This window comes from Sphingobium sp. VMM (genome assembly GCF_056790315.1).
This window is the reverse complement of record NZ_JBXGSI010000020.1, coordinates 36294-57297: the sequence shown is the minus strand read 5'-3', so window position 1 is coordinate 57297 and position 21004 is coordinate 36294. Positions and strand designations below refer to the sequence as shown.

Below are 21004 nucleotides of genomic sequence, written 5' to 3'. Positions count from 1 at the left end.
GATCAGTCATATTGACTGCCGGGATGAGTGGGCGATTGATGCCGAGACAGCTCCGGCCATTGCTTTCGCCCGCCTCTTCGCATCGCTGCACGGGATCGTTTCGCCCGGAGCCGCAGGCAAGCATAGTGAGGATGGGAAAAGGCAAGCTCCGCTTCTGGTCGTTACCAGATCATCCCCCCGCTACACCGGCAACACGAACTCCACCGGCGCAGTGAATTCGATGCGGTCGCCGGATATGTCGGACGGGGCCTTGGGATAGGGCGAGGCGCGGTGCAGCATGGCGGCAGCCTCCTCGTCGAGTGACGCACGGCCGGAACTGCTGATCACCCGCCCTTCGATCAGCATGCCGGCGCGGTCGATCACGAAGCGGACCTTCACCACCCCTTCCTCATGCCGCATCTTCGCGCGGCGGGGATAAATCTTGTGGGCATAGAGCCAGGAACGCACCCGCGCGGCATAGGCACGGCTGTTGCCGGCCGGGGCGTTGGCGTCCAGCCCGTCGGCAATGCCGCGCCGGGCTGGCGGCGCGCCGGCGCTGGCGGCCATGACTGGCGCCGCCCTGGCCGCAGGCTGCGACGATGGCGCCGCTGCGGCCGCCGGCGTGGACTGAGCAGCCGGCGCCGCGGCGACGGGCAGCGACAATGCGGAAGGGATCGCCACCATCGGCGGCGGCACCGGCTGCGGCGGGCTGACCGGCGTGGGGGGCGGCGCCTGCGTCGGCACCGGGGCTTCGGGCTGCGCCGTCGCCTCCGCCGCCTCGGCCTGTTCCGCCCCCTGCTCCACGCCCTTCAGCGCCGCCAGCGACATGACGGTCAGTGCAGCCCCCTCCTCGCGCTTCGGCGCGCGGCCCATGCCCAGGTTCAGCAGCGCCGCGATCAGCAGCGCGTTGATCCCGAGCGAGGCCGCCGCCGGCCCCGTGACGCGAAAGGGACGCCGCACGCCCGTCATGGCGTCAGAAGGTATTCGCCACGGTGAAGCGGAAGCTCTGTCCCTCGGCGGCGAGCGACGACAGATGGCGGCGATATTGCTTGTCGAAGATATTATCCATGGCGATGCGGAATTCGAAGCCCTTGGCCACGCCACCCTGCGGCTTGAAGGCGAAGAACAGGTTGTGGACGCTGTAGCCCGGCGTCGCCAGGCCCGACCCGGCCGAGGCAAAGCTGCCCGGCGTCACCTTGTCCTGCCGCTCGGCAAATTCGCCGGTCCAGCCGCCCGACAGGCCGCTCGCCACATCATTATAACCCAGCGTCAGGCGATAGTCGTTCGCCGGGATGGTGTTGAGATAATCGCCGGTCAGCCGGTTCTTGCCATCGATGAAGCTGGCATTGCCGCGCGCATAGAAGCCGCCCATGCCATATTCGGCCTCCAGCTCGATGCCCTTGAAGCGCGACCGGTTGATATTCTGGAAATAGGGCGTGCCCGCCGCGGCCGAGACGTTGACGATCAGATCCTTGACGTCGTTCTGGAACAGGGTGGTCTTCGCGCGGAAGCGGTCATTCTTGCCCAGCATATCGTCGAAGGACAAAGTGAAGCCGGCTTCATAATTGTCCGATTTCTCGGGCTTCAGGTCCGGATTGTTCGGCCGGGTCGCGCTGCGGGTGAAGATTTCGTCGATATTGGGCATGCGCACGGTACGCGCGACCGACCCGAACAGGCCGAACCAGGGCGTGATATTGTAGAGCGCGGCAAGCTTGGGCGACACGCCGCTATCCTTCACCTTGTCGGTCAGGACAGTGCCGCCGACCACCGTGTCGCCCGGCGTCAGTCGGGTCCAGTCGACGCGCACGCCCGGCATGATGGTCAGCTTGTCGGACCAGACGATCTCCAGCTGACCGAACAGGCCGTAACGGTCCATGTCGCCTTCGGGATGGGTGCCCGCGCCCGGCGTCACCGTGCCGTCGAAATTGACGCGCGGGTTGCGCCGTTCCTGCGTGCTCCACTGGCCGCCCAGGATCAGGAAGGTCGTCCAGTCGCCGCCCATGGCGAACTCACTGGTATTCTGGACCTTGGCCTGCCAGCTTTCATAGGAGAAATCGGAATATTCCAGGTTCGCGCCCAGGAAGGTCGTCTCGGTCTGGTGGACCTTGGACAGCGAATAGGCGACCTGCGCCTCGACGTTGAAGAATTTGCTGCCGTCAAAGTCGTTCACATAGCCCAGCACGGCGGTCTTGTCGTGGACCCTGCGGCGCATCAGCGAGCTGCCGGTGGCGGCCGAAATCTGATCATAGACCTGCGGCGCGTCGCTGATCCAGTACTGGTAGGATGCCCAGATCGCATGCTTCTTGTTGCCGCCGATCGCGACCCGGCCCTTGACCAGCCAGCTGTCGGATTCGGTGGCGGAGGCAGCAACGGTATCGCCATTGCCGCTCTTGTAATCGTCGGTGCGGCGATAATTATAGCTGCCCAGCAGCTCGACGCCATCGACCGGCTCGGTCGCGACGATGCCCGACAGGGTATGGCCCTGCGCATTGGTTTCGGTCGCGCCCTTCAACCGCACGGCCAGCTTGTCGCCGTCGCGCAGGAAGTCCGACGCATCCTTGGTAGTGAAGTTGATCACGCCCGCCAGCGCGCCCGCGCCATAGAGGGTGGAGGATGCCGGCCCGCGCAGCACCTCGACCCGCTTGTAGAGTTCGGGCTCGCTGAAGAAGGCGCCCATGCGATATTGTTCGTAGAATTTGGTGACGCCATCGACCGTCATCAGGATGCGGTTGTCGCTGTCGCCGATCGCCGTGCCCATGCCGCGAATGTTGAAGCCCTGGCCGAGCTGGCCGACGCCGCCCTGCACATTGACGCCCGGCATGCCTTCCAGCAGGTCGCCGATCGTCGTCGCCTGCAGCTGGTCGATATCCTCCTGATCCAGCGCGGTCACCGCCTGCGGCGTGTCCAGCGCGACCTTCTCGACGCCTGCGGAGATGATCATCCGGTCGAGCGCGAACTGCGAATCGCTCGCCACCGCGATGTCGTCACTCTGCGCCTGGGCCATTGCCGGCAACGGCAGTGCGATCAGCGCGGTGCCCAGCAGCAGCATGGTCTTGGACTTGGTCATGAAAAATGCCCCCGTATCATTGTTGCGGCGCATCACGCGCCGGGTTGGCCGCTCTCTACCGGCATTAAATGCTATTGCAAGTGATTCTCACTATATATTATAGAGGAGCGTAACGAAACCAAGGGGAACCCCATTGTCCAACCATCGCCGCCCGGTGAACGCCCTGTTCGCCGCCGCCTTGCCTGTGCTGCTATTGGCCGGCGCCACCGCTGCCCAGGCGCATATGCCCTATGTGCTGCCGACCCTGTTCGATGCCGGAAAGGCCGACCATGTCACCGTCACCTCGGCCTTTGCCGAGGATGCCTTCGTCCCCGAAGTCGCGATGCGCGACGCGCCCTTTCACCTGGTCGCGCCGGACGGCAGCCAGGCGACCACCGGCCCGGTCACCTATCTGCGCGACCTGTCGGTGTTCGAGGCCGACCTGAAGGCGGACGGCACCTATCGCATCACCACCGGCCAGCGCGCCGGGCGCAAGGGCAAGATGTTCCGCGTCGGCGATGCCTGGGTGATGCGCGGCGAGGGCGGCGATCCCAAGCCGGGCGCGCAGGAGGTCGAGGTGCAGAGCATGACGCTGGCCGACGCCTATGTCACCCGCGGCCAGACGACGCAGGCCGCGCTCAAGCCGGTCGGCACGGGCCTCGAAATCCAGCCGGTCACCCATCCCAACGCCATCGTGTCGGGCAGCGATGCCAGCTTCGTGCTGCTGTTCGACGGCAAGCCCCTGCCCGCCACCCAGGTCACTCTGTTCCGCAGCGCCGGCGTGCATGACGGCCGCAAGGTTGCGACCGAGACCAAGAGCGACGCGCAGGGCCGCTTCAGCCTGAAGCCCGACGATGCCGGCACCTATCTGATCCTGGTCCGCCATCGCGGCGCCGCACCCACCGGGTCGGAAACACCCTATCGCAGCTACACCTACACGCTGGCCTTCGACGCCGCCTGATATCCCGGAGATACGCCATGAACACCCGTTCCATCCTGATCGCCGCCGTCGTTGCCGCCGCCGGCACGCCCGCCTTCGCCGCCCCGCATGAAGGCGGCGCCTTCGTCCACGACTATGACAGCAACCATGACGGCAAGGTCGACCGCGCCGAGTTCGACGCGGTGCGCGTCACCCGCTTCAAGGCGACCGATGCCAATGGCGATGGCTGGGTGTCGGAGGATGAATATGTCGGCGAATATGCCGCCCGCCTCGAAAAGCAGCTCGCAGAATCGAGCCTGACCGAAGAGAAGAAGACCGAGGAGCGCCAGCGCCAGATCCGCCAGGCCCATGTCCGCTTCAACGTCCTCGACAAGGACAAGGACGGCAAGATGGCGCAGGCCGAATATGACGCATCGGGCGCGCGTGCCTTTGCCGAGCAGGACGCCGACAAGGACGGTATCGTCACCGCCGCCGACGTGCAGGCGACCAACGCCCGCATGGCCGCCATGCGCGCCAAGACCGATAGCTGATACAAAGAAGGACCGGGGTTGCCGGTCCTCATGGAGCTTACCAGGGAAGGGGTCGGGCCGTGCAGACCCGGCCCCTTTCGCATGCGCACCCGCGCTCAAGTCACCTTCGTCATCCCGGACTTGATCCGGGATCCATTCAGCGCTTCCTTGCAGGTGTAGCGCCGAATGGATCCTGACTTTCGTCAGGATGACGAAAGATAGTCGAGCAGCCGGAAAGCGTTCCTTCAGGCCCAGTGGAAGGGCAAGGGTGCCTCGCGGAAGGCGAAGCGGTCGAGATGGTCGGCGACGACCTGCTTGAACTTCTCGACATCGGCGTCCGCATTGGGTTCCAGCACCACGGTCAGCAGCTCTGCATCGGCACTCAGGTGGATCGGCCCCATCGGAAAGGCGATCTCGCCCTTGTCCGCATCGAAGCTGGTCTCGAACTTGTGGCTCCAATGCTTGCACAGCTGCTGCAGGTAACGGCTGCCATGGGTGGTCGGCACGGTGGCGGTCAGCGTCATGGGGTCAGAGCCTTTCGATCTTGCTGGCGGCCTCGTCGATCAGGGCCGCGACGTCGAACATGGTTTGGGAATCGGCGCCTTCCTTTTCAAGCCGATGCTGGATCGCCACGCGCATATTCTGCAGCGCGCGGCGCACCGGCGCGGCATCATTACGTTCGGCCTTGCGGGCCAGATGCGCCAGCTTCTCCATCACCTCGGCAACGCCGGCCTCATGCTCGGCCAGATGGGCGGTGCCCGCGTCGGTGATGGCGAACAGCTTGCGGCTGCCTTCGCCGGGCTGCTCGGCGATCAGGTCCATGTCAGCCAGCAGGGTCAGGGTCGGATAGACGACGCCCGGACTGGGCGCATAGACCGACCCCGACAGGCTCTCGATCTCGCGGATCAGGTCATAGCCGTGGCGCGGCGCATCGGCGATCAGCTTGAGCAGGATGAGCTTGAGCGCATCATTGCCGAACAGCCGGCGGCGCCCACCGCCACGCCCGCCCCGGCCACCGCCGAAGGGACCGTCACCAAAGCCGTCCTCACCGAACGGACCGCCCCGGCCCCCGGCCCGACCACCGCCGAAACCGCGCCCGAAGCCCTCGGGACCAAAGCCGCCCGGTCCGAAGAAGCGGCCATGACCGCGTCCGCCACGATGGTCAAAGCCCCGCGGATCGGCACTGCGTGGGTCAAAACTGCGCGGGTCGAAACCGCGATCTGCCATGGCGTCATCCATGTGCCGGCCAGGCCGGCAACCCCGGCGCCCAGCGCCGCGATCGGAATGGGAAAAATGCATATTCTCTCTTTCAAAATGCTTCATGATGCATTGTGATATATCTTAAAAATTATCGACGTCAATGCATGAGATATATCGTTATGCATCTTATGATAGAGACACCCACCCGAAACACCGGAAAATCGGGCTTATCTTCTCAGGGTATAAGCATTATGCAGAATGTGATTGTTCTTGCGATCGATTGTCGTTAGCAGCCCTGCCAAACATGGATCAGGGGATCGCGATGCTGCGTCATATCGAAATTCGTCACTCTGCAATCGCGCTGGCCGCGCTGGCCATCGCCCTCGCATCGCCAGCCATTGCGCAGCAGGCCGAGGCCGACGCTGACACCAAGGGCGCCGAATCGATCGTCGTCACCGCGGCCCGCTCGATCCTGCCGCCCAATGCGCTGCCGCTGACGATCGACCTGATCGACAAGCAGATGCTCGACCAGCAGATCGCGATTTCCGGCTCGGTCACCGATGCCATCTCCACCCTCACCCCCAGCTTCTCGCCGACTCGCGGCAAGCTGTCGGGCGCAGGCGAAACGCTGCGCGGCCGCTCGCCGCTCTACGCCATCAACGGCATCCCCCAGTCGACCCCGCTGCGCGACGGCAGCCGCGACGGCTTCACCATCGACGGCTTCTTCATCGACCGGGTCGAACTCATCTACGGCTCCAACGCGCTGCAGGGGATCGGCGGCACTGGCGGCATCGTCAACCAGGTGACGGTCGGCGCACCCAAACAGGAGGGTATCAGCGGCCGGGTGCTGCTGCAGGGATCGGCCAGCGACGATTTCGACGGTGATGGCTTTGGCGGCAAGGCGGCCGGACTGGTCCAGTATAAGGCCGGCGCTTTCGATGCCACGGTCGGCGCCTCCTATGAAAAGCGCGGCGCCTTCTATGACGCGCGCAACCGCCGCATCGGCATCAACCTGACCCAAGGGGAGACGCAGGCGTCGCAGACCACCGATATCTTCGCGCGGCTGGGCTATGCCGTCGGCGATACCGGCCGGCTCGACCTCATCCTCAATCGCTATGAGCTGAAGGGCGATGGCGATTATGTCCCGCTTGCCGGCAGCCGCGCCAACGGCCTTCCCACCACCGCGGTCAAGGGCGACGCCCCCGGCACGCCGGGATCGAACCGCACCGAAAGCGCGTCCCTCTCCTACACCGACAGCGATGTCGCCGGCGGCAACCTCGTCACCCAGCTTTTCTTCAACCGCAGCCGCGACATTTTCGGCGGCGAATTTGCCGCGATCGCGACCTTCCAGGATCCCGCCATCGCGCCGGTCGGCACCCTGTTCGACCAGTCGCAGAACCGGTCGCGCAAGATCGGCGGCAAGATCAGCTATGAACGCGCCCTGCCCGGCTTCGAGGCGCTGACCACCACGGTCGGCCTGGACGTCCTGTTCGACAAGACGGAACAGCGATTGATGGTCACCGGCCGCACCTGGGTGCCGCCCAGCGACTTCCGTTCCATCGCCCCCTTCGCCCAGGCCAATCTCAAGATCGCCGACGGGCTGGTCCGCGTCGCCGGCGGCGTGCGCTGGGAAAATGTGCAGGTGAAGATCGACGATTTCCACACCCTCGCCTCCACCACCGCGCCCAATTATGGCGGCGTCGATGTCGCGGGCGGCAAGCCCAAATTCTCCGACGCGCTGCTCAATGGCGGCCTCATCTTCGAGCCGCTTGAGGGCATTCGTGCCTATGCCAGCTATGCCGAGGGCTTCACCATGCCCGATGTCGGCCGCGTCACCCGGTCGATCGGCGTCGCGGGCGTCGACCTCGACGATTATCTCGATATCAGCCCGATCGTCTCCAACGACCGCGAGATCGGGCTGGAGGTGAAGCGCGGCCCGATCGACGCCAGCGCCACCTATTTCTGGTCGTCCAGCGACAAGGGCCAGATATTGATCGCGCAGGGTGACGGCATCTTCACCGTCCAGCGCCAGCGGGTCGAGATCGAAGGGCTGGAAATCAACCTCGGCGTGCAGACGCCGCTGCCGGGGCTCAAGCTCTCCACCGGCTATGCCCATCTCAAGGGCCGCTATGACAGCGACAGCGCCAATCCCGACGGCATCGTCGATACCGATCTGGACGGCACCAACATCTCGCCCGATCGCCTGAACGTCGCCGCCGACTATCGCCATGGCGCCATCTCGGCGCGGCTGCAGACCCAATATTATCTGTCGCGCAATTTCCATGGCAAGGCGAACCCGGACCGGCGCAACAATTTCGGCGGCTATGCGGTCACCGACGCCTATCTCCGCTATGACACCGCATCACTGGGCAGCGTCTATCTCAGCGTCCAGAATCTGTTCGATAAATTCTATATCGACTATAATAGCGACACGCGCCTGCCCAACGACAATCTGGCCTTCTTCGCCGGTCGCGGACGGCTCTTCACCCTGGGCTGGGATTATCGGTTCTGACCATAAGCGGGCGGGCCATGGCCCGCCCGTTCAGGACATCAGAGCGACGCGAAATCGATCGGCGCGTGCCGGTCGAGCGTGCGGCTCTGGTCCTCCAGCGGATATTTGAGGCCGCTGGCGCAGTTGAACAGCACCGCGCGTTCATCCCGCCCGATCAGCCCCTCGTCCAGCGCTCGGCTGTAGGCCGCCAGCGTCGCCCCGCCCTCGGGGCAGAGCAGCAGCCCGTCGTCGCGCGCCACGTCGCGCACCGCCGCCGCGATCGCCGCGTCCGACACCGCCAGCGCCGCGCCGCCGCTTTCCCGCACCGCGCGCAGGATCAGGAAGTCGCCCACCGCCTTGGGCACGCGAATGCCCATGGCGATGGTCTGGGCATCCTCCCAGCGCTCGGCAAATTCCACGCCCTGCTCGAAGGCGCGGACCATCGGCGCACAGCCTTCGGCCTGCACCGCGAACATCTTGGGGCGCTTGGGACCGATGAAGCCGATCTTCTCCAGCTCATCGAACGCCTTCCACATGCCGATCAGGCCGGTGCCGCCGCCGGTAGGATAGAAGATCGCGTCGGGCAGTTCCCAGCCGAGCTGCTCGGCCAGTTCCAGCCCCATCGTCTTCTTGCCCTCGATCCGATAGGGTTCCTTCAGGGTCGAGAAATCGAACCAGCCGCGTTCCTTGACGCCCTGGCCGACGATGGCGCCGCAATCGTCGATATAGCCGTTGACGCGATAGACCCGCGCGCCCTGCGCCGCGATTTCGCGCACATTCACTTCGGGCGTGTCGGCCGGGCAGAAGATCATCGATTCCATGCCCGCAACGGCGGCATAGGCGGCCAGCGCCGCGCCGGCATTGCCATTGGTCGGCATCGCCACCTGGGTCACGCCCAGTTCCTTGGCCATGGAGACGGCCATGACGAGGCCCCGCGCCTTGAACGACGCGGTCGGCAACCGCCCCTCATCCTTGGCGAGCAGTTGCGCGCCGCCCAGCCGCTTGGCCGTGCGCGGCAGCGGGATCAGCGGCGTCGCATTTTCGCCCAGGCTCACGATGTTGCTGGTCTGCCGCACCGGCAGCAATTCGCGCCAGCGCCACAGGTCCATCGGCCGGCTGCCAAGCGCTTCCTTGGTCAGCGTGGCCCGCACGCCATCCAGATCATAGCGCACCAGCAGCGGCTTGCCCGCCGCCGACAGCCCATGCAGCCGATCCGCCTCATAACGCTCGCCGGTCAGCGAACATTCGAGATGGGTGACAAAGGTCGGACGGTCGGTGGTGAGGTTGAGATCGTGCAGCAAAAGGGCCTCCGTTCGGGCAAGGATTCGGTGCGTTCGCGGCCCCACGGGGGACCCTGACCGATCCAGCCCGAACGGGGCGGATATTTGTCAGTCCGGCTTCTTCGCCACGCTGACCATGGCGGGGCGCAGCAAGCGGTCCTTGATGCTGTAGCCGGCCTGCATCTCCACCAGCACGGTGCCCGGCTCGGCGTCGGCCGACGGCAATTCCATCACCGCCTGATGCTTGTTCGGGTCGAGCGGCTGGCCGACCGATTCGATCTTGGTGATGCCGTTGCGGCCGAACACCGCCTCCAGCTCACGGCCGGTGGCTTCCAGGCCCGTCACCAGCCCCTTGAACTTGTCGTCCTCGCGCAGATCGGCGGGGATGGCGGCCAGCGCGCGGCCCAGATTGTCGGCAACCGACAGCATGTCGCGGGCAAAGCTGGTCGCGGCATAGGCGCGCGCGTCGGCCAGTTCCTTCTCCAGCCGGCGCCGCACATTCTGCGTATCGGCATGGGCGTATAGAATGTCCTGCTTGGCCGTTTCCAGCTCGGCTTCCAGCGCTGCGATACGCTCGGCATTGGCGTTTTCAGGGGCGTCCACGGGGGTCTCCTCCTCGGGCAGCTGGTCCAGGGTTTCGGTATTTTCGATAGTCTGCTTGTCTTCGCTCATCTCATCAATCTCGACAGCGTCTGTGCGGTGAAATCCACCATGGGGATCACTCGGGCATAGTTCAAGCGCGTGGGGCCGATCACGCCGACCACGCCGACGACCCGGCCGTCCCCGCCGCGATAGGGGGCGGCTATGACCGATGAACCCGAAAGGGAAAAGAGCTTGTTTTCCGAACCGATGAAGATTTTGGTCGCGCTGCCCGCCAGCGCGCTCTCCAGCAGGCGGGAAATCTCCTGCTTGCCCTCCAGCTGCTCCAGCAATTGCCGCACCCGGTCGAGGTCGGCGGCGGTGCCATCGTCGATCAGATGCGCCTGCCCCCGCACGATCAGCACCGGGCGGTCATCGGCATCATGGCTCCAGATCGCGATGCCGCGCGTCACCAGCTCACGCGCCGCGCCCTCCAGCGTGGAGCGCTCCTGCTCCATCTCGCGCGCCAGCAGGTCGCCGGCCTGGCGCAGGGTCAGCCCGCCAAAGCGCGCCGACATGAAATTGGCCGCCTCGTTCAGCATCGATGGCGTCACCCCGCGCGGCAGGTCGAGCACGCGATTCTCGATCGACCCGTCCTGCCCGACCAGCACGGCCAGCGCCTGCCGGTCATTCAAGGGCACGAAGCCGAACTGGCGCAGCACCGGCTCGCGCCGGGGCACCATGACGATGCCGGCGCAGGCGGAAAGCCCCGACAGCGTCGCCGTCGCCGCCGACAGCGCCTCCTCGATCGGCCCGCCCTCGGCCAGCCCCGCCTCGATCGCGCGGCGCTCCTCGACCGACGGCTCGGCTGCCTGCATCATCCCGTCGACGAACAGCCGCAGCCCGGTCTCGGTCGGCATCCGCCCGGCCGAGGTGTGCGGCGCGGCGAGCAGGCCCAGTTCCTCCAGATCCTGCATCACATTGCGGATCGAGGCGGCCGAGAGGCTCAGCCCCATCTTGCTGATCGTGCGCGACCCCACCGGCAACCCGGTGCCCAGATAGCTGTCCACCACCATGCGAAACACGTCGCGCGCGCGGTCATTCAGTTCGGCGATGGAGGCAGTGGCGGCCATGGCGATGATGTAGGCGGCTTTCCCGCGCGGCTCAACGGGGGAGATTGGGGGTGAGTGGGGAATGGTGGCTTCGGACGACCGACACGGGATAACCACCATATTGCCGATCACAATGTTGCGGCATCGGCTAAAGCCCTCTGACTCTCGGCAGCCAATTTTCGCCGCCCATGCGCAGACCTTGCGCCATCCCCACGACAGCCGTTCGGAACGTGTTCATTCGATGCCGCACCGCCGCATGTCTGGGCCTGACCAAGCAGTCGATAGCGCCAGCCAGAGGGGCGGATCAATAACGCACCCTGCCGGCCGTTCAGGTTGAGCGTCCAGCTCACTGAAAACAGCCCTTCGCTCAAGGAGGCCGCCAGCGACGTCATGGAGAGGTAGCGCCCCCCCATCTATGGACGCCACCTCGAATCAATTTCAGCTTTGCGCGCTCGATACAAACAAGCGCGGCACCCGCCGGCGCTTTATACATTTAGCAATATTACAATAAAATTGTAATATATCAAATATTTAAAATGAGACAATTTTACTTACGCAAACCCGTACCAATTTTTTGCGATTTTATTTGACGATTCAAATATCGTTACTGTAGCGTTCTAATATTGTTGACGGCTGCGGTCCGGGAGGGGGAGAACGCAAATGACGTCGATTACGGTTACGGTGGAAGACGATGACGGATCCGAAGTCGGTTGGTTCGTACAGTTGCTGAGTTGGGCACCCAACGATGTCCATCTCATCGTCCACGATCTCAAATTCGTCGGCGAGCACGACAAGAAGTTCCATTTCTCAAGCGCAGACCTCCCGAGCGGCGAATATGGCCTGCGACTGGCACTCCAGGGCCCCGGACGCAAAGTCGGAGCGAGCGTCACGAGTCCGTCCGCAATCTTCTATCCTGCGGGCAAATCCTGGCCACTTTCGCTTAAGGTGCCGACAACCACGACACAGACCAGCAACACCTGGTTCTTCCGAACCTGAAAGGGCTATCGATGCGGTTTCTAGCCCAGTTCTTCGCGACCACCCTTCGCTGTGGCCTCACTGGCGTAGTAACGATCGGGACAATTTCCGCTCATGCGCAGGACAGCAGTGCAAGCTTCGTTGGTGAGAAATTTGCAACACCCGCGCCAAGCGATCGTTTTGATACCATCACGAGTAACATCGCCACTTCGCTCGATGTCTCCGAGGAGAAATCTGAGGCGAGCGCCTCGATCGGCGGCTCGCTCGCCGTGACTGGCGATGCACAGACCGTTCAGGATGCAGTACTATGGAAACTTGGCGTTGACGTGCCAATTGGCGGCGGGGACGATCTATTCAAGGATTCGACGCTAGACGCACTCGCAAATAGTCTGAAATTTACTGCCGGCCTCAGCTTTTCGCATTATCGAAACGATCCGAAAAAGCTAGAGTCCGAAGCATATAGCAAGCTATTACAGGAGGCATTTGAAAAGTGCTTTAAAAAAGCTAGCACCAGCAAGACTTTACAGCAAGAATGCGCCTTGGGACTGCGGACACGTAGTGAAGATTTCATTCACATCCATCTTCCCGATGCCGATCTTCGTCTTGCGCGGGCGCTGTATAGTGGCTTCTATACAATCGGCTTCAAGGGAAGTGTCGGATTCAAGGAGTTGGATTATGTCCAACCCGGCTCCATCGATGAAAAAACTGCCAAACGAACTGAATATTCCGCAGCGCTATCGGCAGCCTACTATCCGTCCGACGCGGTAAGCACCTGGAGGCTCGAGGCCGAATACGCACATGCGTATGAGACGGAAGACAAAGCCGTCGTCTGCAAACCAGTGGTCACCGATCCAACCAATGATTGTGTTTACAGTGCGCCGGGAGAACCCAAGCAGAAAGACTCGCTCATTGGACGGTTCGAGTATCGCCGCTTCTTTCCTGTAGGGACTGATAATGCCGGTGTTGGCATTGCCCCAACCGGAAGTTATGATGCTCTTTCGGGTGATGTGGGCGCCGAACTACCGGTATATTTCGTGATCGCAAATGAATCGGTCATCTCGCCCGGCATCAAATTCGCGTACACACGAGATGCTAGCAAAACAGCATCAGAGGACGAAGAATTTACGGTGAGTCTCTTTCTGAAGGCAAGTTTCGATTACAAATAACCTCGCACGTCTGAGCATGATTACGAAGCCGAGATTCAAAAATCCCAAGGTCAGTCCTTTGCATCTGCCAGCTCCCAAGATCGTGGACTGCGGGTTCTAGGCTAGGCATTTGGTAGACGACACAGTAATCCTCCCACTATCGCATCGCACAGCTCTCGTTCACCCCGCCGGCTTGGGCTTCAGCATAGGTTCGATGCCCAGCATCTTGGGGATGGTGCCGATCGTCGTGCGGAGTTTCGCATAGCGGCTATCCATGCAGCCCGACTGGAAATCGAGCCGGGTCGGTTTCGCGCCCTTGCCCCCGCCCTTTCCCCCACCACGCGTCCATTCGATCGTGTAGCTCGGCATGTCGGTGGCGAAGCGGGTGCAATTCTCGCCCTGGGCGATGCGCTTTGCCGTGCCGGTCGCCGGCTTCCACGGGGCAAGGCCGGTGCGCAGTTGGCGATATTGCGCGGCGCTGACGGTGAAGCGGGTCGGACCGGGAACGGAGGTGAAGCGCTCGGGCTCCAGCAGGCCCGAGCCATCGGGCGTCACCCGCAGCGTATAGGCGGGACAGGCACCGAAGCAGCGACCGGCGGTAAAGCGGATCGTGTCGCCAGCGGCCGTCGGCGGCTCCAGCTCCACCTTCTCTCGGTCGGTCACGCATCCCGCCAGCGCCAACATCGCAACCGGCCCCATCATCATCGCTCTCTTCATGGCGCCCCTCTTATCGCAACTTTTGGCGCTTGGCACTGGCATGCGACGCCACCGGGCGCTAAGCGCTCCCACCTGACCGCTTCGGAGTAGAATATTATGCGTCCTTCCGGCCGCGCGCCCGACCAGATGCGCGACATCACCATGGAACCCGGCTTCACCATCCATGCCGAGGGCTCGTGCCTCGTCAGCTTCGGTGACACCCGCGTGCTCTGCACCGCCTCGATCGAGGAAAAGGTACCTCCCTTCCTGCGCGGCAAGGGTTCGGGCTGGGTCACGGCCGAATATGGCATGCTGCCCCGCGCCACCCACACCCGCGGCAGCCGTGAAGCGGCCAAGGGCAAGCAGTCGGGCCGCACCCAGGAAATCCAGCGCCTGATCGGCCGCTCGCTGCGCACGGTCGTCGACCTCAAGAAGCTCGGCGAGCGCCAGATCGTGATCGACTGCGACGTGATCCAGGCCGATGGCGGCACCCGCACCGCCGCCATCTCGGGCAGCTGGGTTGCGCTGCGCATCGCCGTCGACAAGCTGCTCGCCTCGGGCGCGCTCAGCGAAGACCCGATCATCCAGAAGGTCGCGGCGATCAGCTGCGGCATCTATGAAGGCACGCCGGTGCTCGACCTCGACTATGCCGAGGACAGCAATGCGGAGACCGACGCCAACCTGATCCTGACCGGCGACGGCAAGTTCGCCGAAGTGCAGGCCACGGCTGAGGGTGCGGCGTATGACGAGGAAGAGCTGCTCCGCCTGCTCCGCCTCGCCCGCATCGGCTGCGCCAAGATCTTCGCCGCGCAGGATGTGGCGACGGGTCGGTAATTGAAATCCGTTCGCTTCGAGCGAAGTCGAGAAGCAGATAGCGCATTCGTGCGTTTCTCGACTACGCTCGAAACGAACGACACAGGGTAGAGCCAGATGAGCGACGATTTTGGACAGGAACAGGCGATCCGCAAGCTGAAGCCAGGCAAGCTGGTGATCGCCAGCCATAATGCCGGCAAGGTGCGGGAAATCGCCGCGCTGCTCGGCCCCTATGGGATCGAGCCGATCTCCGCCGCGTCGCTCGACCTGCCCGAGCCGGAGGAGACCGGCACGACCTTCATCGCAAACGCCGAGCTGAAGGCGATGCAGGCCGCCGACCTCTCCGGCCTGCCTGCGCTGGCCGACGACAGTGGCCTGTGCGTCGAGGCGCTGAACGGCGATCCGGGTCTCTTTTCCGCCCGCTGGGCCGGGCCGGACAAGGACTTCGGCATGGCGATGCAGAAGGTGTGGGACGGGGTGCAGGCCAAGGGGCCGGACGCCGGCCATGGCGCCCATTTCATCTGCGCCCTCGCCCTCGCCTGGCCCGACGGCCATGTCGAGGCGTTCGAGGGCCGGGTCGACGGCCTGCTGGTCTGGCCGCCGCGCGGGGCAAATGGCTTTGGCTATGACGCGATGTTCCAGCCCTTGGGCCACGACATCAGCTTCGGCGAGATGGACCCGGACGCCAAGCACGCGATGAGCCACCGCGCCGACGCCTTCGCCCAGTTGGTGAAGACAGTGATCTGATCGGATGGGGGGGGGCGGTCCCGGCCGCCCCTATTCCTCGCCGCCCGCCAGCACCGGCGCCGCATCCAGCGGCCCCATGCCGAACATGTTGCCGGCGGGATAATAGCGGCAGACGAGATAGTCGAAGCTGCGGCCCTCGGCCAAAGCGCAGCCAACCGACCGGGTGCCGCGCCAGATGATCTGGGTATAATGGGCGACATCCTGCCAGCGGCCGGTGGTGCTGAAATTGGGCATCTTGCCCGCCCGACGGAAATAGCGCCGTTCATTGAGGAAGGCGCCGACCATCACCTCGTAATCATAGAGACCCCGGCTTCCCATCCACAGATTTTCGCCGCTCGGCACCGCGCGGGTCGCGCGCGGGCTGTGGGCAAAGATGTTGGTCCGCGCCATCTGCCGCGCGTAACGCGCCGCATCCGCCGCCAGCGTCCGGTCCCAGGCGAGCGGGGTCAGGCCCCAGCGGCTGCGTTCGTCATTATGCATGCCCAGAACCACGTCCTGCAGCAGCCCATCGTCGCGATCGGCCTCTTCCATGCCATATTGTTCGGCCGGACCGGGCGCGCGCCGCGCCGGCGCCGCCTGCCCCTTGCCACCGAAAATCCCCAGCATCATGGCGGCCGTCGCAACGGCCAGCCCCCATTTCCACCCGCGCATCGTCTTTGTTCTTTCGACCCGATAACCCGCGCCTCTCCCCCGGCCCGGCCGGTTCGGAACGCGATGCTGCGGCTAAACGCCCGATCGTGTGAAGCAGGGATGAATAGTCCGGTACAGGCGATCGCCTGTCCACGTCACTCCGACGAAACGGGTCGCAGCTTCGCCGAATCGATATGCCAGCGCCGCTGCGCGGCCGATGCCCCGTCGACATCATTGACGCGCCGCACGACATAGGTGCCGGCAAAATGCTGGCGCGTGCCATCCGTCAGTTCCGCGTCGATCGTCACCGGCACCGGTTGGTAGATGGAGCCGGCGCCCGCATCGCCCGGCGTCATCCGGCCGATCGTCACATGGGTCGCGCGGGTGGCGGCAAAGCCGGCCTGGAATTTTTCCATCGTTTGCCCTGCCGGCCCATTCTCGCCCCACTGGCTCCAGGCGGTGCCATAGTCGCGCGCGTTGATCGCCGCATAATAACGCTGCACTACGGCCGCCGCGGCCGCCATGCTCTTGGGTTCGGGCGCGCATCCCGCCATCGGCTCGCCCTGGCCATCGAACAGGGCGCAACTGCGCGCAATCTCATCCTCGATCATCGCACAGCTATTGGCGGCATTGCAGGGCGGATGGGTGGCGGGCGAAACGCTGATGCACAGCTTCACGCGGCGCTCGGCCGCTGCGGCGCCGATCTCGGCGGTGCAGGACAGGGGCGACAGGTCGGCCTGGGTGGATCGGGGGGCCGGTGCCTTGTCCGGCTGGGCGGCGTTGGCGGAGGCGTTTTCGGGCGCGGCGGGCGCAGCGCCCTGATTGTCGGGCGTGGGAGATGGTGAACCACACGCAGAAAGGGCAAGCAGCGTAATCGCCGTGCCCATGCAGGCCCATGGCCTTGTTCTTGAAACGGGCTGCATTTTTCCTCCCCCCTTTTGCCGACTGCGCTTCAAGGCATAATCGACAGAGAGGAAAAATGATCCGCCTGGGATAAGGCCTTCAGCCCTGCCAGCCGCCAAAGTCGCGGTCGAACGGGCTCATGCCATAGACATTGCCGGCCGGATAATAGCGGCAGACCAGATAATCATATTGGGCGCCCTCGCCCAGTGCGCAGCCGACCCGACGGGTGCCGCGCCAGATCATCTGGGTATAGTGGCCGACATCTTCCCAATTGCCGGTCGTGCTGACATCGGGAAAGCGGGCCTTGAACACGAAGGCGCGGCGTTCGTCCATGAAGGCGTCGAGCATGGCGGTATAGCCATAGGCCCGGTGCGTCCCCATCCACAGATTTTCGCCGATTTCCTCGTCGCGCTCACCGCCGTGCGAATGGCGGAACTGGTTGGTATGCACCATCTGGCGCGCATAGCCGGCCGCATCGGCCGCCAGGCGATCGTCCCAGGCCAGCGCGGGCACGCCCAGCGACTGGCGCTCGCGATTATGCACGTCCATCACCACCTGGCGCAGCATCGCGTCGGAACGCGGCGCCGGCTGGATATTATAATAATTCCACACGTCGCGATTGACCGAAGCCGATGCCGGTGCGACCGCCCCTGCGATCATCCCGCCGAAAAGCATCAGTGCAGCCGCTAGCGGGCCGCGCTGAACGCGTCTAAAGATATGTCCACTCATGTCACCCGAAGTCCTTCTCGCCCCACCGGCTTTCACCGAGGCTCTTGGCCTATATGTTCATTGGCCATTTTGTGTTTCGAAGTGTCCTTACTGCGATTTTAACAGTCATGTACGCGACCGGATCGACGCCGATGCGTGGCAGGCTGCGCTGCTCGCCGACCTTGCCCATGAGGCGGAAAAAACCGGCCGGCGACCGCTCCGTTCGATCTTCTTTGGCGGTGGCACGCCGTCGCTGATGCCGCCCCGCATCGCCGCTTCCCTGATCGAGGCAGCGGAAAGACATTGGGGCTTTTCCAACGACATAGAGATCACGCTTGAGGCCAACCCGAACTCGGTGGAAGCCGCGCGTTTCGGCGATCTGGCGGCCGCCGGGATCAACCGCGTGTCGCTCGGCCTGCAGGCGCTCGACAATGACGCCCTGGCCTTCCTGGGGCGTGCCCATGACGTCGATGAGGGGTTGGGCGCACTCGACACGGCTCGTCGCATTTTTGACCGGGTGAGCTTCGATCTCATCTACGCGCGCCCCGGCCAGAGCGAATCGGACTGGGAAGCGGAGCTGGCGCGCGCCCTCTCCTTCGGCACCGGCCATCTGTCGCTCTATCAGTTAACGATCGAGCCGGGCACGCGCTTCGCCACGCTTGCCGCGCAGGGCAAACTGACACCGGTCGACCCGGATCATGGCGCCACCCTTTATGAACTGACCCAGGCGATGACGGCGCAGGCCGGCATCCCTTCCTACGAGATCAGCAACCATGCCCGACCGGGCCAGGAAAGCCGCCATAACCTCATCTACTGGCGCTATGGCGACTATGTCGGCATCGGTCCCGGCGCCCATGGCCGCCGCGGCGGCATGGCGACATTGCGCCACAAGAAGCCGGAAAACTGGATGGGCGCGGTCGATCGCAACGGCAACGGCCTGCAACAGGAAGTGCCGCTGCAGGCCGAGGACAAGGCGCGCGAGGCGCTGCTGATGGGATTGCGGCTGGGCGAAGGGGTCGATCTGGCCCGGATCGCCGGCCTCTCGGGCCTGCCGATCGACGCGCTGGTGGATGATCGGGCGGTCGACCGGATGAATGATCTGGGGCTGGTCTGGCGAACCGGCAACCGGCTTCAGGTCAGCCCGGCGGGCATGTTGCTGCTCGACGCCATCCTGCCCGAAGTGGTGGCGGTCTAAAAAGCCTCAGTCCGGATTGCGATCTAGGTCGGCCAGTTCCTGGTCGATGTCGCGCAGTGCCTCTGCCCGATCGCTTTCCGGCATGCGGCTGGCGGCGATCTGGGCACGGGCGGCGGTCAGCCCGGCGCGCGCGGCATTGCGCCCCGCCCGTTCGGCATTGCGGGACATGCGCTCTGCATCGCGGGCGTTCAGCATGGCGATCCGCTCCGCCTTGCGGGCCTGCGCCTCGATCGCCCGCTCGCAGATGCGAACCCGGATGTTGCGGCGGCCATTGGCATCGACAAATTCGCGATGGCTGGTGACCTTGTCACCCTCGCAGCCTTCGCGCACGTCGACCACCGGCACCATGCGGGCAATCTCCGCCTCGGTCGGGATGCGATGGGTTTCGACCCGGCCATTGGCATGGGTGACGATCACCCGGCCCGGCTCGCTGCGCACCGTCACCGGCGGCACGGGCGGGACCGGCGGAACCGGGGGCACGATGTCGGCAGCCGGAACCGGCGGCACGGGCGCTGCAGGCGGCACGCGATCGGCATGGGCCACCGGCGCGGGCGCTGCCGCCGGCATCGGCGCGGCGGCGGGAACCGGTGCGGCCTGCGGCAGGGCCTCCCGCGCCGATACGGGCTGCGACACCAGGTTGGTCAGCTTGGCAAAATCGGCCTGATCGACCTTGTCGGTGATCGCCGCCATCTGCTGCGCGGCGCGGCTGCCCGATGCGGTGAGGGCCAGGCCCGTGGCGACGACCATGGCGACGGCGGCCATGCCCCAACTGATGCGCTTCAACGATGTTTCATGGCTCGAAAGCATTTTCAGCCTCCCCTTGAGCGTGGTGATGCGGGTGAGATGGCAGGCGCCGGCAAATTGGCGACCACCGGCGGCCTTCAATATAGCGCGGCCATAGGCATGGGCCTGATCCTGGCCGTAGAGCGAGAGGACCCGCGCGTCGCAGGCGGTTTCCTGATCCGCACGATAGGCGCGATAGGCGATCCAGGCGACCGGATTGCACCAGTGCAGCGCCAGCAGCAGCAGCGCGACCATGTTGGCGGCCAAATCGCCGCGCTCATGATGGGCGCGTTCATGGGCGATCGCCATATCCTGCTCCTGCGCGTCATAGCGCAGCCCGAAATCGGCCGGCAGGACAATATAGGGCCGGAAAATACCGAAGGCGAGCGGCCCCGATGCCTGCGGACTGGTGACCAGGCGGATGCGCCCTTCCTCGCCCAGCGGCGTCGATCCGGCCAATATGTCGCGGCGAAACCGGGCATAGCCGATCGCCTGTACGACCAGGAACAGGACGACGCCCAGCGCCCACAGGCCGATCGCCATTTCCAGCCAGGGGATGCTTGTCGCGACCGCCTGTGTCGCGGGCGAAGGCGCGATCTCCAGCAGCGCCGGCAGGCCCGCCTGGTCCACGACATTATGCAGCGGCGAAGGCGCGGCAACCTCGCGCGGCAAGGTCGGCAACAGCATGCGGGCCAGCGGCAGCAGCCACAGCCAATAGGCCGCCCCCGCCCCCAGCCAGCGTGCCACCGGGCGTCGCAACATCATCACCATTGCCATCAGCAGGGTCGTGGCGATCAGCATTTCGGCCATCCAGACGCTCATGATTTCAACCCCTTCAGGATTTCCTCAAGCTCCGCGATATCATCCGCGCTCAACTGGTCCTGGCTCGCCAGCTGGGCGACCAGGGGAGAGATGCGACCGCCGAACAGGCGATTGACCAGCCGTCCGGACTCGCTGGCCACATAATCCTCGCGCGCCACCAGCGGGCGATAGAGGAAGCGGCGGCCATCCTGGTCGGCGGCGATCACCTCCTTGGCCATCAGCCGCGACAGCAAGGTCTTGACCGTCTGCAGGCTCCAGTCGCGTTCGGCGGTGACGCGATCGGCGACGTCATTGGCGGTTGCCGGCGCCTGTTCCCACAGCGCTTCCATCACCACCAGTTCCGCTTCGCTGATCTTCTCGCTCACTGCCCGATCCCGATCCTGTTCCGACTCTCCAACTACACATGTAGTCGCATCGATTACGGATGTAGTCAATCAGAAAAGCGGCTCGG

Annotated in this window: 21 protein-coding genes; 8 read left to right on the top strand and 13 right to left on the bottom strand. The window is 64.5% G+C overall.

Annotation, left to right across the window (positions count from 1 at the left end):
• Nucleotides 1-180: 180 nt before the first annotated feature.
• Nucleotides 181-948 (bottom strand): energy transducer TonB, encoded by a 768-nt coding sequence (locus ACUCV3_RS21730; RefSeq protein ID WP_279730180.1) that lies wholly within the window; start codon nucleotides 946-948, stop codon nucleotides 181-183.
• A 4-nt stretch (nucleotides 949-952) separates the two neighbouring features.
• The gene (locus ACUCV3_RS21725; RefSeq protein WP_482241133.1) at nucleotides 953-3046 is read right to left on the bottom strand and encodes a TonB-dependent receptor domain-containing protein; all 2094 of its coding nucleotides are present in this window, start codon (nucleotides 3044-3046) and stop codon (nucleotides 953-955) included.
• Nucleotides 3047-3179: 133 nt separating this feature from the next.
• Here ACUCV3_RS21725 and ACUCV3_RS21720 point away from each other — a divergent pair, with 133 nt between their 5' ends.
• Both ACUCV3_RS21720 and ACUCV3_RS21715 read left to right on the top strand, forming a co-directional pair.
• On the top strand, nucleotides 3180-3986 hold the full coding sequence (locus tag ACUCV3_RS21720) for a DUF4198 domain-containing protein (protein WP_279730182.1): 807 nt from the start codon (nucleotides 3180-3182) through the stop codon (nucleotides 3984-3986).
• A gap of 17 nt (nucleotides 3987-4003) precedes the next feature.
• Nucleotides 4004-4495: an EF-hand domain-containing protein gene (locus ACUCV3_RS21715; protein WP_279730184.1), complete on the top strand. Its 492-nt coding sequence runs from the start codon at nucleotides 4004-4006 to the stop codon at nucleotides 4493-4495.
• Between the two features lie 224 nt (nucleotides 4496-4719).
• Here the strand turns inward: ACUCV3_RS21715 and ACUCV3_RS21710 are convergent, their stop codons facing one another.
• A complete protein-coding gene (locus ACUCV3_RS21710) occupies nucleotides 4720-4998 on the bottom strand; it encodes a DUF2218 domain-containing protein (RefSeq protein WP_188082947.1) in 279 nt (92 codons plus the stop codon).
• A gap of 4 nt (nucleotides 4999-5002) precedes the next feature.
• Nucleotides 5003-5701 (bottom strand): PadR family transcriptional regulator, encoded by a 699-nt coding sequence (locus ACUCV3_RS21705; RefSeq protein ID WP_279730189.1) that lies wholly within the window; start codon nucleotides 5699-5701, stop codon nucleotides 5003-5005.
• Between the two features lie 295 nt (nucleotides 5702-5996).
• On the opposite strand from ACUCV3_RS21705, the gene ACUCV3_RS21700 reads away from it, so the two are divergent.
• Nucleotides 5997-8186 carry a TonB-dependent receptor gene (locus ACUCV3_RS21700; RefSeq protein WP_482241146.1) on the top strand — a complete coding sequence of 730 codons (2190 nt, stop codon included), beginning with the start codon at nucleotides 5997-5999 and terminating at the stop codon, nucleotides 8184-8186.
• Nucleotides 8187-8224: 38 nt separating this feature from the next.
• Here the strand turns inward: ACUCV3_RS21700 and ACUCV3_RS21695 are convergent, their stop codons facing one another.
• The 3 genes from ACUCV3_RS21695 to hrcA form a co-directional block, all read right to left on the bottom strand.
• Complete coding sequence (locus tag ACUCV3_RS21695) at nucleotides 8225-9466, bottom strand: threonine synthase (protein WP_279730190.1); 1242 nt, start codon at nucleotides 9464-9466, stop codon at nucleotides 8225-8227.
• Nucleotides 9467-9553: 87 nt separating this feature from the next.
• A complete protein-coding gene (grpE, locus tag ACUCV3_RS21690; protein WP_004210939.1) occupies nucleotides 9554-10117 on the bottom strand; it encodes a nucleotide exchange factor GrpE in 564 nt (187 codons plus the stop codon).
• A complete protein-coding gene (hrcA, locus tag ACUCV3_RS21685; protein ID WP_037510582.1) occupies nucleotides 10114-11157 on the bottom strand; it encodes a heat-inducible transcriptional repressor HrcA in 1044 nt (347 codons plus the stop codon). Before hrcA ends, grpE begins: the two co-directional genes overlap by 4 nt.
• Nucleotides 11158-11796: 639 nt before the next feature.
• Between hrcA and ACUCV3_RS21680 the strand changes: the two genes are divergently transcribed.
• Both ACUCV3_RS21680 and ACUCV3_RS21675 read left to right on the top strand, forming a co-directional pair.
• A complete protein-coding gene (locus ACUCV3_RS21680; RefSeq protein WP_279730193.1) occupies nucleotides 11797-12132 on the top strand; it encodes a hypothetical protein in 336 nt (111 codons plus the stop codon).
• Between the two features lie 11 nt (nucleotides 12133-12143).
• The gene (locus tag ACUCV3_RS21675) at nucleotides 12144-13277 is read left to right on the top strand and encodes a hypothetical protein (RefSeq protein WP_279730194.1); all 1134 of its coding nucleotides are present in this window, start codon (nucleotides 12144-12146) and stop codon (nucleotides 13275-13277) included.
• 159 nt (nucleotides 13278-13436) lie between these two features.
• Here the strand turns inward: ACUCV3_RS21675 and ACUCV3_RS21670 are convergent, their stop codons facing one another.
• Entirely contained in the window at nucleotides 13437-13973 is a 537-nt protein-coding gene (locus tag ACUCV3_RS21670; protein ID WP_279730196.1) for a DUF6438 domain-containing protein, read from the bottom strand.
• A gap of 96 nt (nucleotides 13974-14069) precedes the next feature.
• On the opposite strand from ACUCV3_RS21670, the gene rph reads away from it, so the two are divergent.
• On the top strand, nucleotides 14070-14786 hold the full coding sequence (rph, locus tag ACUCV3_RS21665; RefSeq protein ID WP_004210935.1) for a ribonuclease PH: 717 nt from the start codon (nucleotides 14070-14072) through the stop codon (nucleotides 14784-14786).
• 96 nt (nucleotides 14787-14882) lie between these two features.
• On the top strand, nucleotides 14883-15512 hold the full coding sequence (gene rdgB / locus ACUCV3_RS21660; RefSeq protein WP_279730199.1) for an RdgB/HAM1 family non-canonical purine NTP pyrophosphatase: 630 nt from the start codon (nucleotides 14883-14885) through the stop codon (nucleotides 15510-15512).
• Nucleotides 15513-15542: 30 nt separating this feature from the next.
• Here rdgB and ACUCV3_RS21655 read toward each other — a convergent pair whose 3' ends face one another.
• The 3 genes from ACUCV3_RS21655 to ACUCV3_RS21645 form a co-directional block, all read right to left on the bottom strand.
• Nucleotides 15543-16163: a CAP domain-containing protein gene (locus ACUCV3_RS21655; RefSeq protein ID WP_279730201.1), complete on the bottom strand. Its 621-nt coding sequence runs from the start codon at nucleotides 16161-16163 to the stop codon at nucleotides 15543-15545.
• Nucleotides 16164-16297: 134 nt separating this feature from the next.
• Nucleotides 16298-17029 (bottom strand): hypothetical protein, encoded by a 732-nt coding sequence (locus tag ACUCV3_RS21650; protein WP_279730203.1) that lies wholly within the window; start codon nucleotides 17027-17029, stop codon nucleotides 16298-16300.
• A gap of 115 nt (nucleotides 17030-17144) precedes the next feature.
• Complete coding sequence (locus tag ACUCV3_RS21645; protein WP_010337592.1) at nucleotides 17145-17720, bottom strand: CAP domain-containing protein; 576 nt, start codon at nucleotides 17718-17720, stop codon at nucleotides 17145-17147.
• A gap of 52 nt (nucleotides 17721-17772) precedes the next feature.
• Here ACUCV3_RS21645 and hemW point away from each other — a divergent pair, with 52 nt between their 5' ends.
• On the top strand, nucleotides 17773-18948 hold the full coding sequence (gene hemW / locus ACUCV3_RS21640) for a radical SAM family heme chaperone HemW (RefSeq protein ID WP_026108726.1): 1176 nt from the start codon (nucleotides 17773-17775) through the stop codon (nucleotides 18946-18948).
• Between the two features lie 6 nt (nucleotides 18949-18954).
• Here hemW and ACUCV3_RS21635 read toward each other — a convergent pair whose 3' ends face one another.
• Nucleotides 18955-20553, bottom strand: coding sequence for a M56 family metallopeptidase (locus ACUCV3_RS21635; RefSeq protein ID WP_279730209.1), 1599 nt, complete (start codon nucleotides 20551-20553; stop codon nucleotides 18955-18957).
• Nucleotides 20550-20918, bottom strand: a complete 369-nt coding sequence (locus ACUCV3_RS21630) for a BlaI/MecI/CopY family transcriptional regulator (RefSeq protein WP_004210924.1) — start codon at nucleotides 20916-20918, stop codon at nucleotides 20550-20552. The genes ACUCV3_RS21635 and ACUCV3_RS21630 overlap by 4 nt, the downstream gene beginning before the upstream one ends.
• Between the last annotated feature and the right edge of the window lie 86 nt (nucleotides 20919-21004).

Coding starts and splice junctions, on each gene's coding strand:
- ACUCV3_RS21730 (WP_279730180.1), bottom strand. CDS start 948: ATGACGGGCGTGCGGCGTCCCTTTCGCGTCACGGGGCCGGCGGCGGCC.
- ACUCV3_RS21725 (WP_482241133.1), bottom strand. CDS start 3,046: ATGACCAAGTCCAAGACCATGCTGCTGCTGGGCACCGCGCTGATCGCA.
- ACUCV3_RS21715 (WP_279730184.1), top strand. CDS start 4,004: ATGAACACCCGTTCCATCCTGATCGCCGCCGTCGTTGCCGCCGCCGGC.
- ACUCV3_RS21710 (WP_188082947.1), bottom strand. CDS start 4,998: ATGACGCTGACCGCCACCGTGCCGACCACCCATGGCAGCCGTTACCTG.
- ACUCV3_RS21705 (WP_279730189.1), bottom strand. CDS start 5,701: ATGGCAGATCGCGGTTTCGACCCGCGCAGTTTTGACCCACGCAGTGCC.
- ACUCV3_RS21700 (WP_482241146.1), top strand. CDS start 5,997: ATGCTGCGTCATATCGAAATTCGTCACTCTGCAATCGCGCTGGCCGCG.
- grpE (WP_004210939.1), bottom strand. CDS start 10,117: ATGAGCGAAGACAAGCAGACTATCGAAAATACCGAAACCCTGGACCAG.
- hrcA (WP_037510582.1), bottom strand. CDS start 11,157: ATGGCCGCCACTGCCTCCATCGCCGAACTGAATGACCGCGCGCGCGAC.
- ACUCV3_RS21680 (WP_279730193.1), top strand. CDS start 11,797: ATGACGTCGATTACGGTTACGGTGGAAGACGATGACGGATCCGAAGTC.
- ACUCV3_RS21675 (WP_279730194.1), top strand. CDS start 12,144: ATGCGGTTTCTAGCCCAGTTCTTCGCGACCACCCTTCGCTGTGGCCTC.
- ACUCV3_RS21670 (WP_279730196.1), bottom strand. CDS start 13,973: ATGAAGAGAGCGATGATGATGGGGCCGGTTGCGATGTTGGCGCTGGCG.
- rph (WP_004210935.1), top strand. CDS start 14,070: ATGCGTCCTTCCGGCCGCGCGCCCGACCAGATGCGCGACATCACCATG.
- rdgB (WP_279730199.1), top strand. CDS start 14,883: ATGAGCGACGATTTTGGACAGGAACAGGCGATCCGCAAGCTGAAGCCA.
- ACUCV3_RS21655 (WP_279730201.1), bottom strand. CDS start 16,163: ATGCGCGGGTGGAAATGGGGGCTGGCCGTTGCGACGGCCGCCATGATG.
- ACUCV3_RS21650 (WP_279730203.1), bottom strand. CDS start 17,029: ATGGGCACGGCGATTACGCTGCTTGCCCTTTCTGCGTGTGGTTCACCA.
- ACUCV3_RS21645 (WP_010337592.1), bottom strand. CDS start 17,720: ATGCTTTTCGGCGGGATGATCGCAGGGGCGGTCGCACCGGCATCGGCT.
- hemW (WP_026108726.1), top strand. CDS start 17,773: ATGTCACCCGAAGTCCTTCTCGCCCCACCGGCTTTCACCGAGGCTCTT.
- ACUCV3_RS21635 (WP_279730209.1), bottom strand. CDS start 20,553: ATGAGCGTCTGGATGGCCGAAATGCTGATCGCCACGACCCTGCTGATG.